General features: G+C 72.7%; 14 protein-coding genes and 1 pseudogene. 9 read left to right on the top strand and 6 right to left on the bottom strand.

Annotated elements, in window-relative coordinates; translation table 11 throughout:
• Nucleotides 1-67: 67 nt before the first annotated feature.
• The 4 genes and pseudogenes from CLV70_RS12355 to CLV70_RS12335 form a co-directional block, all read right to left on the bottom strand.
• Nucleotides 68-463, bottom strand: coding sequence for a thioesterase family protein (locus CLV70_RS12355; protein WP_106126598.1), 396 nt, complete (start codon nt 461-463; stop codon nt 68-70).
• 541 nt (nt 464-1,004) lie between these two features.
• Nucleotides 1,005-2,336: pseudogene (locus CLV70_RS12345) on the bottom strand (PH domain-containing protein); the annotation flags it as partial.
• The gene (locus CLV70_RS12340; RefSeq protein ID WP_106126918.1) at nt 2,333-2,866 is read right to left on the bottom strand and encodes a PH domain-containing protein; all 534 of its coding nucleotides are present in this window, start codon (nt 2,864-2,866) and stop codon (nt 2,333-2,335) included. The pseudogene CLV70_RS12345 and the gene CLV70_RS12340, both read right to left, overlap by 4 nt.
• Before the next feature lie 109 nt (nt 2,867-2,975).
• Complete coding sequence (locus CLV70_RS12335) at nt 2,976-3,182, bottom strand: hypothetical protein (protein WP_106126597.1); 207 nt, start codon at nt 3,180-3,182, stop codon at nt 2,976-2,978.
• A 299-nt stretch (nt 3,183-3,481) separates the two neighbouring features.
• On the opposite strand from CLV70_RS12335, the gene CLV70_RS12330 reads away from it, so the two are divergent.
• The 4 genes from CLV70_RS12330 to nhaA all read left to right on the top strand — a co-directional run bounded on the left by CLV70_RS12330 (nt 3,482) and on the right by nhaA (nt 8,044).
• Entirely contained in the window at nt 3,482-4,714 is a 1,233-nt protein-coding gene (locus tag CLV70_RS12330) for an AAA family ATPase (protein ID WP_106126596.1), read from the top strand.
• Nucleotides 4,715-4,724: 10 nt separating this feature from the next.
• Entirely contained in the window at nt 4,725-5,735 is a 1,011-nt protein-coding gene (locus tag CLV70_RS12325) for a DUF58 domain-containing protein (protein WP_106126595.1), read from the top strand.
• Nucleotides 5,732-6,682, top strand: coding sequence for a VWA domain-containing protein (locus CLV70_RS12320; protein WP_106126594.1), 951 nt, complete (start codon nt 5,732-5,734; stop codon nt 6,680-6,682). The genes CLV70_RS12325 and CLV70_RS12320 overlap by 4 nt, the downstream gene beginning before the upstream one ends.
• 96 nt (nt 6,683-6,778) lie before the next feature.
• Complete coding sequence (nhaA, locus tag CLV70_RS12315; protein WP_211303749.1) at nt 6,779-8,044, top strand: Na+/H+ antiporter NhaA; 1,266 nt, start codon at nt 6,779-6,781, stop codon at nt 8,042-8,044.
• Here nhaA and CLV70_RS12310 read toward each other — a convergent pair.
• Nucleotides 8,041-8,340 (bottom strand): STAS domain-containing protein, encoded by a 300-nt coding sequence (locus CLV70_RS12310; RefSeq protein ID WP_106126592.1) that lies wholly within the window; start codon nt 8,338-8,340, stop codon nt 8,041-8,043. The two genes, nhaA and CLV70_RS12310, sit on opposite strands and share 4 nt — an antisense overlap.
• Nucleotides 8,337-8,723 carry an ATP-binding protein gene (locus CLV70_RS12305; protein WP_106126591.1) on the bottom strand — a complete coding sequence of 129 codons (387 nt, stop codon included), beginning with the start codon at nt 8,721-8,723 and terminating at the stop codon, nt 8,337-8,339. The genes CLV70_RS12310 and CLV70_RS12305 overlap by 4 nt, the downstream gene beginning before the upstream one ends.
• A gap of 179 nt (nt 8,724-8,902) precedes the next feature.
• Here CLV70_RS12305 and CLV70_RS12300 point away from each other — a divergent pair, with 179 nt between their 5' ends.
• The 5 genes from CLV70_RS12300 to CLV70_RS12280 all read left to right on the top strand — a co-directional run bounded on the left by CLV70_RS12300 (nt 8,903) and on the right by CLV70_RS12280 (nt 19,666).
• Entirely contained in the window at nt 8,903-11,959 is a 3,057-nt protein-coding gene (locus CLV70_RS12300; protein WP_245908190.1) for a PAS domain-containing hybrid sensor histidine kinase/response regulator, read from the top strand.
• Between the two features lie 231 nt (nt 11,960-12,190).
• Nucleotides 12,191-13,207 carry a multicopper oxidase domain-containing protein gene (locus CLV70_RS12295; protein ID WP_106126590.1) on the top strand — a complete coding sequence of 339 codons (1,017 nt, stop codon included), beginning with the start codon at nt 12,191-12,193 and terminating at the stop codon, nt 13,205-13,207.
• Nucleotides 13,204-17,127, top strand: coding sequence for a ThuA domain-containing protein (locus CLV70_RS12290; protein WP_106126589.1), 3,924 nt, complete (start codon nt 13,204-13,206; stop codon nt 17,125-17,127). The genes CLV70_RS12295 and CLV70_RS12290 overlap by 4 nt, the downstream gene beginning before the upstream one ends.
• A gap of 32 nt (nt 17,128-17,159) precedes the next feature.
• Nucleotides 17,160-18,686 (top strand): cupredoxin domain-containing protein, encoded by a 1,527-nt coding sequence (locus CLV70_RS12285; protein WP_425440152.1) that lies wholly within the window; start codon nt 17,160-17,162, stop codon nt 18,684-18,686.
• Nucleotides 18,683-19,666, top strand: a complete 984-nt coding sequence (locus CLV70_RS12280; protein WP_106126587.1) for a hypothetical protein — start codon at nt 18,683-18,685, stop codon at nt 19,664-19,666. The genes CLV70_RS12285 and CLV70_RS12280 overlap by 4 nt, the downstream gene beginning before the upstream one ends.
• The last annotated feature ends 54 nt before the right edge of the window (nt 19,667-19,720 follow it).

Here is a 19,720-nt window from a genome sequence, read left to right as displayed (position 1 = left end):
CCTTTCCTCGAGGGGCAGGTCCACTGGACCATATGCCGTTACGGAAGGTGCAACCCCGCGATCCGGGTCAGGCGTCGCCGAGGGCCTTGGCGATGAAGCGCTGCCGGTCGAGGATGACGCGTTCGACGCGTACCTCGGCCACCAGGTCCTCGCCGTCGCGGACGACGACCTCGAACAGCAGCTTGCGCCCGTCGACCTTGGCCAGGGTGGCCAGCGCGGTGACGCGGCGGCCGACCGGCGTGGGTGCCCGGTGCTCGACCTCGGCACGGGTGCCGACCGTCGTCACGCCGCCCGGGATCTGCCGGGCCGTCGCCGCTACCGTGGCCGCCTCGGCCAGCGCCAGCACCCGGGGCGTGCCGAGCACGGGCACGTCGCCGGAGCCGAGGGACTGGGCGGTGTCGGCATCCGTGACGGTCAACTCCACCCGGGCGCTGAGGCCCACGGCGAACGCCGGAATCTCCATGGGATCAGCTTAGGGTCTCGCGGGGCCGTCGCCAGAACGCATCATCCCCGTCGCCGTCGCCCGGCTCGCCATCACGAGAACCGGCGGCTCCGGCGGGAGCGTCGGCGGCTCCGGTGGGAGGGCTGGCGGCCTCGGCGGGGGAGATGGTGGGAGCGTTGGCGGCTCTGGCGGGAGCGTCGGCGGCCTCGGCGGGAGGGCTGGCGGCTCCGGTGGGAGGGCTGGCGGCTCCGGTGGGAGGGCTGGCGGCCTCGGCGGGGGAGCTAGCGGGAGGGTTGGCGGCCTCGGTGGGAGCGTCGGCGGCCTCGGCGAAAGGACCGGCGGCCTCGGTGGGAGAGCCGGCAGCCCCGAGGGAAGGGCCGCTCCCGGCGGGAGGGGCGCTCCCAGTGGACGTGACGCCGGTGCCCGCGGCCCCGAGGGAGGGGTCGCTCCCGGCGGGAGGGGCGCTCTCAGCGGAAGCGTCGCCCGCGGGCAGAGCGGAAACGTCGCCCGGAGCCCCGGCACCCGGGACCGGCCGGGTGTGGGGGTCGGCGATGGTGGCCGTTCGCAGCGGTGCCGGGCCGCGCGCCGCCCGGGCCCGGCCCGAGAGCTGCTCGGCCAGCCACCAGGCCTCGTGCAGGTCGCGGTCCTCGGCGACGCCGGAGCGGCCGCCGGCCGTGTCCGCGTAGACGCTGGCGAGGCCGAGGAGTCGCTGGATCGGGCCCTGGATCACGCGGACGCTCTGCAGGCGGGCGTACGGCACCAGGGTCATCTCGCGGGTGAGCAGGCCGGACCGGGCGACGAACACCTCGGGCGTCATGCCGATGCCCATGGTGCGGAACGTGAACGGGTGCAGCCACCGGGCGCGGGACGGCGGCGGGACGGTCGCCAGGGTGGCCAGGTCGACGCCGGGGAGGACCTCCCAGACCAGCAGCCGGCCGGCCTCGAACGCGCCGACGGGCAGCAGCCGGTCCGAGCGTTTGCCGTCGCCCGACTGGGGGCCCGCGTAGCCGGCGATGTCCAGGCGCAGGTGCAGCCAGCGCTGGACGCGCCAGAGCAGGGGCCAGGTGACACCGATGGACTGCACGCGGTGCAGGGGCACGATCTGGCTGCGGGTCTCGACCAGGCCGTAGCGGACCGCGAGCCGGCCGTCGGGGTCGCGGGCCAGCCGGAAGTCCCAGTCCTGGAGCACCCGGCGGGCCGGCTGGAGGACCACGCCCGCCATCGCGGTGACCGTGCTGGCGATGCCGACGAACGTCCAGGAGCCCTCGAGGACGAACTGCATGACCACGAACGCGACGCCGATCGGCAGCAGGAAGGCCTGCGGGGTGAGCAGCTGGCTGATCAGCAGGTCGCGGTTGCTGACCCGGAACAGCGGGCGTTCGAGGGCGGGTGCGGCCGCCGCCGGGCCGGCGGCGGCAGGGTCGGATCCGGGGGTACGCCCGGCGAGCGCGAGCAGCCGTTCCCGCAGCGCGGCGGCCTCCCGCACGGTGAGGTACGCCAGGGGCGCCTCCGTCTTGCTGCCGCCGACCACCTCCAGGCGCAGCTCGGCGAGGCCGGTCAGCTGGGCGAGCAGGGGCCGCCGCAGCTCGACGGCCTGGAGCCGGTCGAGGGGGATGGCCCGGTTGCGCCGCCACAGCAGGCCGTCCTGGATCCGCAGCTCCCGCCCGACGACGTGGTAGCCGGTGTTGAGCCAGCCGACCACCGAGAAGATCACGACGGCGACGGCCAGCACGCCCACCACCAGTGCGAACCGTTCGAGGCCCACCTGGGAGAGCGTCTGCCAGCTCAGCGCGGCGACGATGACGGCGATGGACTTGGCGCCGTTGAGGAGAGGGCTGAGCGGGTGCAGGCGCTTGCGCGGCTCGGCGCCGACGGGCTGCTCGGCGGCGGTCACAGGCCCTCGGCCCGGTCCTCGCCCAGCGCGGTCAGGCGGTCGCGCAGCCGGGCCGCCTCGTCCGGTGGCAGGCCGGGGATCTTGGCGTCGCTGGCCGCCGACGCCGTGTGCAGCTGGACGGTGGCGAGATGGAACGCGCGTTCGAGCGGCCCGGCGGTGACGTCGACGAACTGCATGCGGGCGTACGGGACGATCGAGAGGCGGCGGATCACCAGGCCGTGGCGGACGAGGAGGTCGTTGTCGCGCTCGGCGTACCCCCAGGCCTTGACGGCCCGGACCGTCACGATCGAGCGCCACACCGCGAAGATCAGGACCGCCGCCATCGCGGCGGGCCAGGCCCAGAATTCGGTGAGCACCCAGCCGGCCGTGCAGCCGGCGAGCAGGACGACCACCCACGAGGCCCGGTTGATCAGCTCCACAGTGATCAGGCTGCGGGAGACCGGCCGCCATTCGACGGTGTCCGGCCACGGTTCCAGCGCGCTGACCGGTCCGCCGGCCGGGAATCCCGCCGCCGCGGGCGACCCGGCGATGACCGGCGCCCCCGCGGCCACGGAGGCCTCGGCTGCCGCGAAGGGGGTGGGCGGCTCGCCCGCGGGCGTCGGGCTCGCCGGTGCGCTGGACTCGGTCACGGGGGAAAGCCTATGCGGTGGCGCTGAATTCGGTCACCTCGCGCAGGAAACCCCGGACCGAGAGGAAGTCCCCCAGCGTTTCGCGGTGCTGGTCGCAGGCGAGCCAGGTCTTCCGGTACGCGGGCTCGTGCAGCTTGGGATTGTTCCAGCGCAACGCCCATCCGGCGGCCGCACGGCAACCCTTGGCGGAACACTGCGGGGTAAGTTCCTCGACCACACCGGAAGCCTACTCACGAACATTATCCGCGGGCCGTGCCGGAGGGGAGTTGAGCGCCGGGCGACCACGGGGGAAGTCGCCCGGCGACGCGCTGAATGTTACACGCTTCATCGGGTCCTCTGTCTATCCGCTCAGCGCGTCCGTCCGTGCGCATGGCGCAGAAAGATCGACATCTCCGTACCCTTGCGGTCGGCGCGTAATGCGGCTCCGCCCGACCGCTCCCGGCGCCGTCGTGTAAGTCTTGAGCGTCGGCAGCACGCCGACGTGACCGCGAAGAGCGACACGCTGTTGGAGGACCGGTGGCCCAGCCGACCACACCCGAGGGCACGACCAGCGCGACGGAGCCGGCCCGCCCGGTGCCACCCGCGCAGGACGCGACCCAGCTCGAGCGGGCCATGTTCGAGGTCAAGCGGGTGATCGTGGGGCAGGACCGGATGGTCGAGCGGATGTTCGTCGCGTTGCTCGCGCGCGGGCACTGCCTGCTCGAGGGCGTCCCCGGGGTGGCGAAGACGCTCGCCGTGGAGACCCTCGCCCGGGTCGTCGGCGGTTCGTTCTCCCGCGTGCAGTTCACCCCGGACCTGGTGCCGGCGGACATCGTCGGCACCCGGATCTACCGCCAGTCGAGCGAGAAGTTCGACGTCGAGCTGGGCCCGGTGTTCGTCAACTTCCTGCTCGCCGACGAGATCAACCGGGCGCCGGCGAAGGTGCAGTCGGCGCTGCTCGAGGTGATGGCCGAGCACCAGGTGTCGATCGGTGGCGAGACCCATTCGGTGCCGGACCCGTTCCTGGTGATGGCGACGCAGAACCCGATCGAGCAGGAGGGCGTCTATCCGCTTCCCGAGGCGCAGCGGGACCGCTTCCTGATGAAGATCCTCGTCGGGTACCCGACCGACGCCGAGGAGCGCGAGATCGTGTACCGCATGGGAGTCAGCGCGCCGGAGCCGAAGCCGGTCTTCACCTCCGAGGATCTGCTCGCCCTGCAGCGCCGCGCCGACCAGGTCTTCGTGCACAACGCGCTGGTGGACTACACGGTGCGGCTGGTGCTCGCCACCCGCGCCCCGGCCCAGCACGGCATGCCGGACGTCGCCCAGCTGATCCAGTACGGCGCCAGCCCGCGCGCCTCGCTCGGCATCGTCCGGGCCACCCGCGCGCTGGCCCTGCTCCGCGGCCGGGACTACGCCCTGCCCCAGGACGTGCAGGACATAGCGCCGGACATCCTGCGGCACCGGCTCGTGCTCAGCTACGACGCGCTCGCCGACGACATCCCGGCCGACCACATCGTCGCCCGGATCATGTCCAGCGTGCCGATGCCGTCGGTCGCCTCGCGCCAGGACGCCGGGCCGAACGGGCACGGCGCCCCGCCCGCGGGTGGCGTGCCCGCCCCGGCGAGCGGCGTTCCCGCCTTCGGCACGCCGGCGCCGTCGAGCGGGGTACCGGCTTTCGGCACGCCTGCGCCGGGCAGCGGCGGTCCCGCGTACGGCGGCCAGCCGCACCCGCAGCAGCAGCCGTCGGCCTGGCCGGGCCAGCAGTGACGGTCCGAGCGTGACGACAGCCGAGACCCCGTCACCGGCCGCCGAGGGCACGGCCCGGGCCGAGGCCGTCCTCTCCCGCCTGCAGCTGCTGGTCACCCGCAAGCTCGACGGGCTGCTCCAGGGCGACTACGCGGGCCTGCTCCCCGGCCCGGGCAGCGAGGCGGGGGAGAGCCGGGAGTACCGGCCGGGCGACGACGTGCGCCGGATGGACTGGCCGGTCACCGCGCGGACCACGTTGCCGCACGTCCGGCGTACGGTCGCCGACCGCGAGCTGGAGACGTGGATGGCGATCGACCTGTCGGCGAGCCTCGACTTCGGCACCGCGCGCTACCTCAAGCGCGACCTGGTGCTGGCCGCGGCCACCGCGATGGCGCATCTGACCGTGCGGGGCGGCAACCGGATCGGCGCGGTCGTGGGCACCGGGCCGGGCCGGGCGGCGGCCGAGCCCCCGACCGGCTTCCCGTGGCGCCGGCGGCGGCGTCAGCAGCCCGTTCCCGCCGCGGCCCCGGTCGTACGGCTGCCCGCGCGCCCAGGCCGCAAGGAAGCGCAGGGGCTGTTGCGGGCGATCGCGCGTACGGAGATCCGCTCGGGCCGCACCGACCTGGGTGAGCTGATCGACCTGCTGAACCGGCCGCCGCGCCGCCGGGGTGTCGCCGTGGTCATCTCCGACTTCCTGGCGCCGGCGGAGTCCTGGGCCCGCCCGGTCCGCAAGCTCGGGGTCCGCCACGACGTGCTGGCGATCGAGGTCGTCGACCCGCGCGAGCTGGAGCTGCCGGACGTCGGCGTGCTCACCCTCGCCGATCCCGAGACCGGGGCGCTGCACGAGGTGCAGACCGCCGATCCGGCGCTGCGGGCCCGTTACGCGGAGGCGGCGGGGCAGCAGCGCGGGGAGATCGCCCGGGCCCTGCGCGCCGCCGGGGCCGCCCATCTGAGACTGCGTACCGACACCGACTGGCTGCTCGACATCGTCCGCTTCGTGGCGGCCCAACGACACGCTCGCACCCGGGGGACCACCCGATGATCCGTTTCCTGCAGCCGTGGTGGCTGCTCGCCGTGCTCCCCGTCCTGCTGGTGGTGAGCTTCTACGTCTGGCGCCAGTTCCGGAAGCGCCAGTACGCGATGAAGTTCACCAACGTGGACCTGCTGCGCTCGCTGGCGCCGAAGGGACTGGGCTGGCGCCGGCACGCCGCGGCCGCCGCCTCCCTGCTGAGCCTGTTCGTGCTGGCGCTCGCCATGGCCCGCCCGTCGGTGGACCGCGAGGAGCCGCTGGAACGCGCGACGGTGATGCTGGCCATCGACGTGTCGCTGTCGATGGAGGCCGACGACGTGGCCCCGAACCGGATCGAGGCGGCGCAGGAGGCGGCGAAGGCGTTCGTGCAGGAGCTGCCGCCGACGTACAACCTGGGGCTGGTGTCGTTCGCCAAGGCGGCCAACGTGCTGGTGTCGCCGACCAAGGACCGGGCGGCGGTGATCGCCGGCATCGACGGGCTGACCCTGGCCGAGGCGACGGCGACCGGTGAGGCCGTCTTCACCTCGCTCGACGCGATCCGGTCGGTGCCCGCGGACGGCGCCGACGGGGCGCCGCCGGCCCGGATCGTGCTGCTCTCCGACGGCTACCGCACCTCGGGGCGCTCGATCGAGGACGCGGCGGCGGCGTCCGCGGCGGCGAACGTCCCGGTGTCGACCATCGCGTTCGGCACGGACACCGGCATCGTGGACATCCGAGGCGTGCTCCAGCGCGTACCGGTGGACCGGCTGTCGTTGCAGAAGCTGGCGGAGGACACCAAGGGCTACTTCTACGAGGCCGCCTCGGTCAGCGAGCTGAAGCAGGTCTACGAGGACATGGGCAGCTCGATCGGGCACCGGGTGCAACCCCGGGAGATCACGCAATGGTACGCCGGGACAGCCCTGCTCTTCGGGCTCGCGGCGGCGGCGATGAGCCTGCTGTGGACGTCGAGGTTGCCCTGATCCGGGTGCGGGGCGGGCGCAGCCGATAGGGTAGGAGCCGGTGCGCCGGGAAGTCTGGTCGGCAGTGACTCGACCGACCCCGGAAACGGAGCTCCCGTGACGCACAACGTCTTCAGCCGTGGCTCGTGGCCCGAGGCCCGGCGGATCGCCGACATCCTCCGCAAGGAGACGATCGGCGGGGCGCTGCTGCTGGCCGGTGCCCTGATCGCGCTGATCTGGGCGAATTCCCCCTGGGCGGACGGCTACCGGGCGCTGCTGGGCTTCACCGTGGGCCCGGCCGCGCTGCACCTCGACCTGTCCCTGGCCACCTGGGCCGCGGACGGCCTGCTGGCGATCTTCTTCTTCGTGGCCGGCCTGGAGCTCAAGCGCGAGTTCGTCGCCGGCGATCTGCGGGACCCGCGGCGGGCGGCCGTGCCGGTCCTGGCGGCCGTGGGCGGCGTCGTCGTGCCGGCCCTGATCTACGCCGCGGTCAACGCCGGTGGCGCGCTCAAGGGCTGGGCGGTCCCGACCGCGACCGACATCGCGTTCGCCCTGGCCGTGCTCGCGGTGATCGGACGGTTCCTGCCCGCCGCGCTGCGGACCTTCCTGCTCACCCTCGCCGTGGTCGACGACCTGCTGGCCATCGTCATCATCGCGATCTTCTACACCGCCGACCTGTCGGTGTTGCCGCTGCTGGGGGCCCTGCTCGTGCTCGCCCTGTTCACGCTGCTGGTGCAGCGGCGGGTGCGCGCCTGGTGGCTGCTGCTGCCGCTGGCGTTCACCGCGTGGGCGCTGATGCACGCCTCCGGGGTGCACGCCACCGTGGCCGGGGTGCTGCTCGGCTTCGCGGTGCCGGTGCTGCGCCGTGGCGGCGGCGACGGGCCGGGCCTCGCCGAGCACTTCGAGCACCGGTTCCGCCCGCTGTCGGCGGGTGTGGCGGTGCCGATCTTCGCGTTGATGTCGGCCGGCGTCACGGTCGGCGGCCTGAGCGGGCTGGGCGATGCCCTGCGGGATCCGGTCGCCGTCGGCATCATGCTGGGCCTGGTCCTCGGCAAGCCGGTCGGCATCACCGCCGCGACCTGGCTGACCGCCCGCTTCTCCCGGGCTAAGGTGGACTCCGGCCTGTCCTGGGTCGACGTCTTCGGCCTGGGTCTGCTCGGCGGCATCGGCTTCACCGTGTCGCTGCTGATCGGCGAGCTGGCGTTCGGCGCCGGCAGCGAGCGCGACGGCCACGTCAAGGTCGCGGTGCTCGGCGGCTCGCTGATCGCGGCGCTGCTGGCGACCGTCGTCCTGCGCTTCCGCAACCGGGTGTACCGGCGGGTCCACGAGGCGGAGAACGTCGACGCCAACCGCGACGACATCCCCGACGTCTACCAGACCTAGCCGGTGAGCAGGCCGAGGACGCCGGTGATCTGCATCGACCGGCGGATCACGGGGCGGGGGCCGTCGATCCGGAAGGCGGTGCCCGCGGCGGTCGCCAGGGCGTACGCGTCCAGCAGCGCCCCGATGCCGGAGGAATCGCAGAAGGTGACCTCGCGCAGGTCCACGACGAGCGCGTCCGGCCGCTGCGCGAGGGCGGTCCGCACGTGCGCGAGCAGGGGTTCGGCGGTGGCCAGGTCGAGCTCGCCGGCGGGCGTGAGCCGCAGCGCGCCGCGGTCGGCGGTCCGGGAGACCTTCATCGGGCCTCCTCCCGGGTCAGCGCGACCCACACCTGCTTGCCGCCCTGGTGGTCCCGGACGCCCCAGCGTTCGGCCATCGCCTCGATGAGGGCCAGGCCGCGGCCGCCGGTGGAGTCGGGCTCGCGGCGGCGCGGCACGACGGAGGAGCCGTCGGCCACCGACACGATCACCTCGTCGTCGTGGCTCTCGACGCGGAGCTCGACGCAGCCGCCGCCGTGGCGTACCGCGTTGGTCACCAGCTCGCTCACCACCACGGCGGCCTGTTCCAGCCAGGTCTCGTCGCGGTAGCCCCAGCCGGCCAGCACGGCCGTGACGGCCCGCCGGGCCGCTCCGGGGGCGTTCAGGCCCAGGGGTACGTCGAAACGGGCGGTCAATGCGCTCATTCGTTGCTTCGGTCTTTCTCCCCGCCGCCGGTCTGACTGCGCCGGTCGATACCCGGGAGCGACCGGCGGTGAAACATCTTTGCACGGCGCAACAATAGGATGCATCGACGCTTATCCGCGCTGACCGGGGTATATCGACCTAATCTGGGTGGTACGAATCTTCTGGCCGGAGGGCTCCGATGACACTCGCGTGGATCGCCGCGGTGTACCTGCTGGTCTTCCTCTGGGTGTCGGGCAGCTACCTGCGGCACCGCGATCCGCTGCTGATCGACGTCATGCTGATCTTCGGCGCCGTGTCGATGAACCTCGTGCCCAGCCTGATCCGGTTGCTGTGGGGCGAGCCCCCCGAGGCCGTCCTTGCCCTCTCCGACGCGCTCGTGCTCGGGCAGCCCTTCTTCACCCTGCACCTCGTCAGCCGGCTCCGCCGGGTGCCGCCGTGGGCGGTGTGGGGAGCCGCGCTCGCCTCCGCGGCCTGCGTCGCGGCGGTCTTCGTCCTCACGCCCCCGCTGCCCGCGGCGACCGGGTGGCTGATCGTGTCGGTCATGTTCGGCGTCGAGGCGGTCGCGGCGGCACTGCTGGCGAGCGAGGCGCGGCGCCGAGGCGGCGCGGCCCGGACCCGCCTCGGGTTCGCGGCGGCGGGTACGGCCCTGTTCGGCGTGGTGTTCCTGACCGCGGGCGCCCACGAACGCCTCAGGACGGTGCTGCTGACCCTCGCCGGGGTGTCCGCGCTGATGTATCTGCTGGCCTTCGCGCCGCCGCGCTCGCTGCGCCGGCTCTGGTCCTGGGGTGCGGCGTACGCGGTGATCCGGGCACTGGTCACCATGCCCGCCGACCACTCGGCCGAGCAGACCTGGCGGCGCTACTGCGAGGGTGCCCGCGGGGTGCTGGGCGCGGACGCCGTGGCGGTGCTCGTGCCGGGCAAGGACGGCGCCGTACGGGTGATCAGCGAGCCGCGCTCGGCCCTCGACGACGAGTCGTATCCCGCCGGGGAGCTGGACGCGCTGCTGCGGCAGGCCGCGTGCACGATCGACGCGCTGGCCGGCTGGACCCGCCCGCCCCGCCTGGCCGTGGACCTAGCCCACGCCACCGGCACCCGCTTCGTCCGCGCGGCGCCGCGGGCGGTGGACGGCGGCGCCCTGGTGATGCTCCGGCGCTACCGCACCCTCTTCGCCGACGACGACGTCACCCTCTTCTCCGAGCTCGGCGGGCAGGCCGCCGTCCTGGCCGACCGCGCCGAGGTGCTCGAGGAGCAGCAGCGGCTGGTGACGCTCGTCGAGTCGTCCGACGACGCGATCATCGGCAAGACCCCGGACGGCATCGTCACCAGCTGGAACGGCGGTGCCCGGCAGCTCTACGGGTACGCCGCGGAGGAGGTGATCGGCCGCCACGCCGCCATGCTGTTCCCCGCCGGGCAGGAGCAGACCGAGACGCGGATCCTGGAGCGGGTCGGCCGCGGCGAGCGGATCATCCAGTACGAGACCGAGCAGCGGCGCAAGGACGGCGGCACGACGACGGTCTCGCTCACCTCCTCGCTCGTCCGCGACGTGGCCGGGAACCCGCTCGGTGTCGCCTGCGTGGCGCGGGACATCAGCGAGCGCCTGCGCGCCGAGGCGATGTTCCGCGGGCTGCTGGAGGCCGCACCGGACGCGATGCTGGGGGTCACCGAGGACGGCAGGATCACCCTGATCAACCGCGAGGCGGAGCGGATGTTCGGCTATCCGCGTGACGAACTGCTGGGCCAGTCGATCGGGATCCTCGTGCCGCCCCGCGCGAGGCCGCGCGACTTCCAGCGCTGGCGCGACTACTTCCTCCGGGCGCGGCGTCGTCCCGGGGGGCCGGGCAAGACGCTGCACGCCGTGTGCAAGGACGGTGTCGAGTTCCCCGTCGAGGTCAATCTCTCCACGCTGGAGACCGACGAGGGCGTCACCGTCTGCGTGGCGGTCCGGGACGTGACCGACCGGGTGCAGGCGCAGGCGGAGCGGGAGCGCCTGGCCGCGCAGGCGGAACGCGACGCGGCCGAGCGGCGGCTCCAGCACACCCGGCGGCTGGAGAGTCTGGGTCAGCTCGCCGGGGGCGTGGCGCACGACTTCAACAACATCCTCGCGGTGATCGCCAGCTACACCGAGCTGCTGCTGGAGACCCTGAGTGAGCCGGTGCCGGCCCCCGCGGACCTGGCGGCGGCCCGCACCGACCTGGGTCAGATCAGCCGGGCCACCGAGCGCGCGACCCGGCTGACCAAGCAGCTGCTCGCGTTCGGGCGGCGCGAGATCACCAACGCCCAGGTGCTCATCCTCAACCACGTCGTCGGCGACGTCGAGCAGATGCTGCGCCGCACGCTGGGCGAGCACATCCACCTGATCACGCACCTCGACCGGGACCTGTGGCCGACGTTCGTCGATCCCGGTCAGTTCGAGCAGATCCTGGTCAATCTGGCGGTCAACGCGCGCGATGCGATGCCGTCCGGGGGCACGCTCTCGATCGACACCGCCAACACCCGGCTCGACGACGCGGACGTCGCCGAGCAGCCCAGCCTGGAACCCGGCCGGTACGTGCGCGTACGGGTCAGCGACACCGGTTGCGGGATGCCCCCCGAGGTCGCCGAGCGCGCCTTCGAGCCGTTCTTCACCACCAAGCCGCAGGGCGCCGGCACGGGCCTCGGCCTGGCCACGGTGTACGGCATCGCCACGGCGGCCGGCGGGCACGTCCGGATCCTCTCCGAACCGGGGATCGGCACCACGGTCACCATCGTGCTGCCGGCGAGCGACGCCGAGCCGGTCGCCGCCCGCGCCGAAGGTCCGGCGGCGGGGACCGTACCCGCACCGGAGGCGCCGCGCGAGACGATCCTGCTGGTGGAGGACGAGGACGCGCTGCGCGAGGCGACCGGCCGTACGCTCACCCGCGCCGGCTACCGGGTGCTGGTGGCCAACGGCGGCCCCGCGGCGCTGCGGCTGGTGGAGGAGCATTCCGGTCCCATCGATCTGCTGCTCACCGACGTGCTCATGCCGGTCATGATGGGCAACGAGGTGGCCGCCCGGGTCGGGGCGCTGCGGCCGGGCATTGCGGTGCTCTACATGTCGGGCTACGCGCAGCCGGTGCTGACCGAGAACGGCACCCTCCCGGCCGGGGTGGAGATCGTCGAGAAGCCGTTCACCCGCGACGCCCTGCTCGAGCGGGTGCGGGCCCGGCTGCACCGGATCCGGCCGCAGGAGCGGACCGCCGTCCAGCCTGGCGCGTGAGCTGCGAAATCTGCCCGAAATACGGTTCGGGCCCATTCCGGCGGCCGCACTTTCGGGGATAGCACCTTTACTTCTGTCGATGGAGTGCATAGGTTGCTGTCAATCGACAAAAGTCGACGCTCATCGATCAATACCTTCAGCCGTGCCGCCGCCATCCTCTCCCGCGGCGCACGGAGATGTCGCGTGCTTTCTTTCCGGTGCTGACACCCGCTCGTCGGGGATGGAGATCGTATGGACGACAACGTTGTCGGCCGGGCTGTGTCCCGCCGCTCGCTGCTCACCGCCACCGCCGCCGGCATCGCCGCCCCCGCGGCCGTCGTCGCCGGCACGTCCCTCGCCGCCAGCGCCGCCTCCGGCGTGACCCGCAAGATCACCATTTACGCCGAAGCGCTCCCCGGCGGCCTCTACGGGTACGGCCTGGCACCCGGGCAGGCCACCGTGCCGGGCCCGGTGCTGGAGATGTGGGAGGGCGACACCCTCGAGATCACCCTGGTCAACCGCACGGACCAGCGGCTGAGCATTCACCCGCACGGCGTGGACTACCGCACCGACTCCGACGGCAGCCCGTTCAACGCCTCCTTCAACGCGCCCGGCGAGACCCGGACGTACGTGTGGGCCTCGCACGAGATGGTGGCCGCCGAGGGCCGGCGCTTCCTGCCCGGCAGCGCGGGTTACTGGCACTACCACGACCACGCGATGGGCACCGACCACGGCACCGCCGGGCTCGCCAGGGGCCTCTACGGCGCGCTGGTCGTGCGGCGCCGCGGCGACCAGCTCCCGGACAAGCAGTTCACCGTCGTGTTCAACGACATGATGATCAACAACAAGACCGCGCCGCAGACGCCGATGTTCGAGGCGAACCTCGGGCAGCGGGTCGAGTGGCTCGTCATCGGCCACGGCGGCACGTTCCACACCTTCCACCTGCACGCCCACCGGTGGGCGGACAACCGTACCGGCCTGCTCGAGGGGCCCTCGGACCCCAGTCAGGTCATCGACAACAAGGACCTCAACCCGGGCAGCTCGTTCGGGTTCCAGGTGTTGGCCGGCGATCACGTCGGCCCGGGAGCGTGGATGTACCACTGCCACGTCCAGTTCCACTCCGACGGCGGAATGGCCGGAATCTTCCTGGTGCGCAACGCCGACGGCAGCATGCCGCCGGGCGCCGAGGACGCCATCCGCCGCTTCCAAGGACACGTGCACGGCGCTGCGGCGCACGCCCAGCACCACGACGAGGGGGTCCAGGGATGAGACATCGAATCGGGCTAGCCGCCACGGCGGTGATCGCCCTGCTGGTGAGCGCGCCACCGGTGGTGGCTTCCGCGGCACCCGCACAGGCACCGGCCGCCGCGGCGGATCCGTTGCGGGTGCTGGTGTTCCACGGTCCCACCGCGGACCAGCTCGACCCGGTCGAGCGGGCGGTCAGCACCATCCAGGAGCTGGGCCGCGCCGACAACGTCGCGGTGACCGCCTCCAGTGACCCGGCCGTGTTCACCGCGGCGGGGCTGTCGGCGTACCGGGCGGTGGTCTTCCTGTCGGCGGCCGGCGCCGCGCTCAGCCGTGAGCAGGAGACGGCGCTGCAGTCCTACGTCCGGGCCGGCGGCGGCTTCCTCGGCATCGCCGACGCCGCGAAGGCGCAGCTGGACTCGTCGTGGTTCACCGGGCTGATCGGCACCCGGCCGGCGGGCGCCGTGCCGGTGGTGGAGCCGGTGTCGAAGGTGACCGCGAACGCGGAGAACCCGCCGAACGAGACCAAGGAGAAGCTCACCGACGGTGACCCGAACACCAAGTGGCTCGCGTTCACCCGGACCGGCTGGGTCACCTACGAGCTGACGAAGCCGACCGCGATCACCGGTTACGCGCTCACCTCGGCGAACGACGTCGAGGGCCGCGACCCCCGGGACTGGACGCTGCAGGGCTCCACCGACGGTACGAACTGGACGGACCTCGACCGGCGCACCGGCGAGACGTTCCAGGAGCGCGCCCAGCTCCGCCGGTTCACCGTGGCGAGCCCGCGCGAGTTCCCGATCTACCGGCTGAACATCACGGCGAACGGCGGAGAGCCGATCGTCCAGCTCGCCGACCTGCGCCTCTACACCGGCGCGCAGACCGAGCCCCCGCCGCCGGCGGTGAACAAGGCCGTCGTCGACGTGCTCGACCGCCGGCACCCGGCGACGAAGGCCCTGCCGATGACGGTGGAACGCTCGGACCGCTGGACCAACTGGGACCCCAACCCGATCGGTACGGTGCACACCCTCGCCCAGGTCGAGGAGCGCTTCTACGACCCGGGCGCGACCGCGAACGGCCCGTTCCACCCGGTGTCGTGGTGCCGTGACTACGACGGCGGCCGCTCCTTCTACACCGGCATGGGCCACACCGAGGGCAGCTACGGCGAGGACGCGTTCCGCAAGCACCTGACCGGCGCCCTGCGCTGGACCACCGGCATCCAGCGGGGCGACTGCCAGGCCACCATCGCCGCCAACTACAAGACGGAACGGCTCACCGCCGCCAACAAGAGCGGGCAGCTCGACCAGATCGGCGAGCCGCACGGGCTCACCATCGCGCCCGACGGCACCGCCTTCTACGTCGGCAAGGCCGCCTGCCCGACCGGCCCGGTCGTCGACTGGTCCGACCCGAACGTGGGCCTCGGCTGCGGCACGATCCACTCGTACGACCCGCGCACCAAGCAGGTCAAGCTGCTCACCACGCTGCGCGTCATGGGCAACCGGGGCAGCGGCTCCGAGCTGATCAAGAACGAGGAGGGCTTGCTCGGCATCGTGCCCGACCCGGCCTTCGCCACCAACGGCTGGCTCTACGTCTACTGGATGCCGCACGAGTCGATCGACCGGGAGAAGCGCACCGGCGAGCGGACCGTCTCGCGGTTCACCTACGACCGGGCCACCGCGACCATCGACCAGGCCACCCGCAAGGACCTGCTGAAGTTCCCGGTGCAGATCCACAGCTGCTGCCACGCGGGCGGGGGCATGGCCTTCGACGCCAAGGGCAACCTCTACATCGGCTCGGGCGACAACAACTCCTCCGAGGGGTCCAGCGGCTACTCCGGCAACAACTGGACGGCCGAGTACCAGGGCATCTCGTTCCAGGACGCCCGGCGCACCTCCGGCAACTCCAACGACCTCGCCGGCAAGATCATCCGCATCCACCCGGAGGCGGACGGCACGTACACGATCCCGGAGGGCAACCTCTTCCCGCCGGGCACCGCCAAGACGCGGCCGGAGATCTACGTGATGGGCGTACGCAACATCGCCCGCCTCGCGATCGACCCGGTGCACCAGTGGCTCACCGCCGGCTGGGTCGGCCCGGACGCCTCGGCGCCCAGCCCCACCCTCGGCCCGGCCAAGTACGAGACGGCCACCATCATCACCTCGGCCGGCAACCAGGGCTGGCCGTACTGCATGGGCAACCGGCAGCCGTACCGCGACCGCAGCAACACCGACGCGACCGTGCTCACCGGCTGGTACGACTGCAACAACCTGAAGAACAACTCGCCGCGCAACACCGGGCTGGTGGACATCCCGCCGGCGCGCGACAACATGATCTGGTACGCGCCCGGTGGCGGCGGGCCGGTCTTCCCCACCCGTACGGACGGCAGCGGCCTGCCCACGTACAACGCCGCGGACGCCACCTACACCCAGCCGTACCTGAAGGGCGGCGGCCAGGCCATCATGTCCGGCCCGACCTACCACCGCGAGCTGGTGGACACCAACAGCGGGGCGGCGTGGCCGGAGTACTGGAACGACAAGTGGTTCATCGGCGACGAGACGAACTCGCAGAACCGCGTCGCCGTCACCGTCGACCCGGCCGGGGTGCCGCGCCAGGCCCCGCCGGTCTTCGGCGAGTCGCTGCGGGCCATCATCCCCGGCGGCAACGGCGACACCCGGCTGCAGAGCTGGATGGACGCCAAGTTCGGCCCGGACGGCGCGCTCTACCTGCTCGACTACGGCGGCGGCTTCTTCAGCCTGCACCCCAACCAGAAGCTGATCCGGATCTCGTACACCGGCGGCGCCCCGACGCCCGCGCCGGCTGCCTCCTCGGTGGCGGTGCAGAACAAGCCGTTGACGATCGCGTTCACCGGCTCGCGCTCGGGCGGGGTGTCGTACCGCTGGGAGTTCGGTGACGGCGGCACCTCGACCGAGGCCGACCCGCGGCACGCGTACGCCCGCACCGGCACCTACACGGCCAAGCTCACCATCACGTACGCCGACGGCGAGACGGCCACCACGCAGACCACCGTCACCGTGGGCTGCACGACGCCGGACACCCGCAACACGGTGTGGATCGGCGACGCGGACACCGGCGTGGCCAACAAGCCGGCCGGCGGCGGCTGCACGATCAACGACCTGATCGACGACGAGAGCACCTGGCCGGACCACGACAGCTTCGTCCGGCACGTCACCAAGGTCGCCGACACGCTGCAGCGCGACGGCGTGATCAACGGGCGGGAGGCCGGGACGCTCACGCGTACCGCCGCCGGCTCGCCGGTCGGTCGGCCGGGCCAGAAGGGCTACGAACCGCTCTTCGACGGCACCGCGGAATCGCTGCTGCCCTGGGAGCAGGCGCCGGGCGGGGCCTTCGTGCTCCAGCCGGACGGCTCCCTGCGCTCCACCGGCGGGCTCGGCATGCTCTGGTACGCCAAGCGCCCCTACGCCAACTTCTCGCTCAAGCTGAAGTTCCGCGACGGGGCACCGGGCACCGCACGGGCCAACAGCGGCGTCTTCGCCCGCTTCCCCGACCCGCGCACCCCGCTGGAGCAGCGGCCACCCTGCGGCCAGACCGGTTCCGCGCGGACGTCGCAGGCCTGGGTCGCCATCTACTGCGGGCACGAGATCCAGCTCTACGACGGTGACACCGGTGAGCCGCAGAAGACCGGCTCGATCTACAACTTCGACCCGGTGCCGCTCGCCGACGCGGGGATCACCCCGAAGAACGTGTGGAACGACTACGAGGTCCGGGTCGTCGGCCAGCACTACACCATCGTGCGCAACGGCGTGGTGATCAACGAGTTCGACAACACCCCCGGCAAGCAGTCCTCGCGCGCCGGTGACCCGCCGACCGACCTGCGGCAGTTCACCGAGGGCTTCCTCGGCCTGCAGAACCACAGCGACACCGACCTCATGGAATTCCGGAACATCCGGGTCCGCGAGCTCTAGCCCCGGCAGGAGGTGCCATGTCCGTACGCGCAATGCTCAGCACGCTGCTTCTCGTCCTGACCGCCGCCCTGGTCGCCCCGGCCGCCCCGGCCGTCGCCGCCCAGACCCTCACCTGGACCGCGGACGACGACATCACCCGCTACAAGTCGACGCCCGCCCAGGCGGTGGCGGGCGCCACGACGATCATCTGGGAGAACAGCGCGGCCACCGGCAACACGACCGGGATGCCGCACACCCTCACCTTCGACACCACCACCGACGGTTACAACCACGACGTCACGGTCAACGTCCTGGCCAGCCCGTTCGACACGAACAACGGCCGGCACCAGCTGACCGTGACCCTCACTCCGGGCCGCTACCGCTACTTCTGCTCGATCCCCGGGCACAGCCAGATGGTCGGGGAGCTCGTGGTCACCGACGGCGGCGGCGGTCAGGACACGACGCCGCCGACGGTCTCCGCCGTCGTCACGGGGGAGAAGAACGCGGCCGGTGAGTACGTCGGCCCGGCCACCGTGACGGTCAGCGCGTCCGATGCCGGGTCCGGCGTGGACCGCGTCGAGTACCAGATCGACGACACCGGGTTCGAGCCGTACACGGGGCCGGTATCCGTCTCCGCGATCGGCGACCACTCGGTGCAGTTCCGGGCCACCGACAGGGCCGGCAACGTCAGCACCACGGGCTCGGTCCGCTTCCGCATCGTCGAGCCCACCGACGAGGACACCACGCCACCGACGGTCACCGGCCAGGTGACCGGCTCCCGCGACCCGTCCGGCAACTACATCGGTACGGCCACCGTCACCCTGACCGCCACCGACGCCGGCTCCGGCGTGGCCCGGGTGGAGTACAACGTCGACGGCGGGGCGTTCACGGCGTACACCGCACCCGTGGTGATCAGCACCGTGGGCGCGCACATGGTGCACTTCCGCGCCACCGACGTCGCCGGCAACACCTCGGCGGAACAGATGGTGAGCTTCACCGTCGTCCCGCCGCCGGTCCAGGACACCACCGCGCCGGCGACTTCGGCGACGGTGTCCGGGGAACGCGACGCCGACGGCGCCTACCGGGGCACGGCCACCGTGACGGTCACCGCCACGGACGCCGGATCCGGGGTCGCCACGATCCAGTACGCCCTGGACGCGGGCGCGTGGACGACGTACACGGCCCCGGTGGTCGTGTCGGCGACCGGCGCGCACACGGTCCGCTACCGGGCCACCGACGTGGCGGGCAACACCGCCGCCGACAAGTCGGTCACCTTCACGGTGGTGCCGCCCGGCACGGACGCCTGCCCCGCCTCCGACACCCGCGCCACGGTGGTCATCGGCACGGAGGACACCGGCGTACCGAACGCGGACACGGGCAACGGCTGCACGATCAACGACCTGATCGCGGAGCACGCCGCGTACCCGGATCACGGCAGTTTCGTCCGCCACGTCGAGGCGGTCACCGATCCGCTGGTCGCCGGCGGCACGCTCACGCCCCGCCAGCAGGGCGTCATAGTCCGGGCGGCGGCCCGCTCGGACATCGGAAACCACTCTCGCCTCAAAGGAGTAGCGCAATGAGACGTACCGTCGCCTCGCTGGCCCTGGTGAGCACCGCCGTGCTCTTCTCCACGCTGGTCGCCGCCCCCGGCGCGCGCGCCGACCTGGTCACCCACTGCGTCGGCACCGGCGGCGCGGTCACCGTCCCCAACGACCTGTTCGTGCCCGCCGGCCAGTCGTGCGCCCTCACCGGCACGACGGTCACCGGCAACATCAGCGTCGCCGCCGGCGCCAACCTGGTCGTCACCGGCGGCCGGTTCAGCGGCGAGGTCCAGGTCGCCGCGGACGGCTACCTCGACGCCACCGACACGACCGTGGGCGGCGGGATCGAGCTGGCCTCCGGCGGCTACGGGGTGTTCCTCAAGAACGCCCGCTCGGGCGCGGTGACGGTCCGGGCCAAGGGTTCCTCCACCATCGACAGCTTCCTCTACACCGAACGCGCCACGATCGACGGCACGGTGACCGCCGGCGCCGGCGAGGTCCGCCTCGACGACACGACCCAGGTCACCGGCAACGTGAGCAGCACGGGCACGTACTACACGGACGTGCACGACTCGTTCGTCGACGGCACCCTGTCGGTGCTCAACAGCGCCACCGGCAGCGTCGTCTGCGGCAGCGCCGTCCGCGGCCGGGCCACCTTCTCCGGCAACCTCGGCGGCGTGCAGCTCGGCCCGAACGGCAGCCTCGACAGCTGCGCGTCGGGCGGCTACTGGGGGCGGGAGGTCGCCATCTCCAACACCACGGGCGGCGTACGGGTCGACGACAACATCATCGACGGCCAGCTGACCCTCACCGCGAACAACCCGGTGGCGCGGGTCGCCGCGAACAACCGGATCCGCGGCGGGGTCGTCGGCGACCAGGCACCGCCCAGCGCCGCCAAGTCCGCGGCCACGCTCGGCAAGGCGGCGAAGGCCCACGACGCCGGTGACAGCCGCGCGCAGGAGCGCCGGACGGACGCGGTGCAGGAGGCCAAGGCCGCCGGCGACGCGGGTCTGGGCTAGGCACACATATCGGGACCGGCAACCGGGTACCCCTCCGGCGGCACACGATGCCGT

Source organism: Pseudosporangium ferrugineum (assembly GCF_003002065.1).
Lineage (GTDB): Bacteria > Actinomycetota > Actinomycetes > Mycobacteriales > Micromonosporaceae > Actinoplanes > Actinoplanes ferrugineus_A.
The sequence above is the reverse complement of the archived record's forward strand: the minus strand, read 5'-3'. Positions and strand labels throughout refer to the sequence as shown.

Excerpts from the sequence above, each read along its gene's own strand:
- CLV70_RS12355 (WP_106126598.1), bottom strand. The coding sequence starts at position 463 with ATGGAGATTCCGGCGTTCGCCGTGGGCCTCAGCGCCCGGGTGGAGTTG.
- CLV70_RS12320 (WP_106126594.1), top strand. The coding sequence starts at position 5,732 with ATGATCCGTTTCCTGCAGCCGTGGTGGCTGCTCGCCGTGCTCCCCGTC.
- CLV70_RS12310 (WP_106126592.1), bottom strand. The coding sequence starts at position 8,340 with ATGAAGGTCTCCCGGACCGCCGACCGCGGCGCGCTGCGGCTCACGCCC.
- CLV70_RS12305 (WP_106126591.1), bottom strand. The coding sequence starts at position 8,723 with ATGAGCGCATTGACCGCCCGTTTCGACGTACCCCTGGGCCTGAACGCC.
- CLV70_RS12300 (WP_245908190.1), top strand. The coding sequence starts at position 8,903 with ATGACACTCGCGTGGATCGCCGCGGTGTACCTGCTGGTCTTCCTCTGG.
- CLV70_RS12295 (WP_106126590.1), top strand. The coding sequence starts at position 12,191 with ATGGACGACAACGTTGTCGGCCGGGCTGTGTCCCGCCGCTCGCTGCTC.
- CLV70_RS12290 (WP_106126589.1), top strand. The coding sequence starts at position 13,204 with ATGAGACATCGAATCGGGCTAGCCGCCACGGCGGTGATCGCCCTGCTG.
- CLV70_RS12285 (WP_425440152.1), top strand. The coding sequence starts at position 17,160 with ATGCTCAGCACGCTGCTTCTCGTCCTGACCGCCGCCCTGGTCGCCCCG.
- CLV70_RS12280 (WP_106126587.1), top strand. The coding sequence starts at position 18,683 with ATGAGACGTACCGTCGCCTCGCTGGCCCTGGTGAGCACCGCCGTGCTC.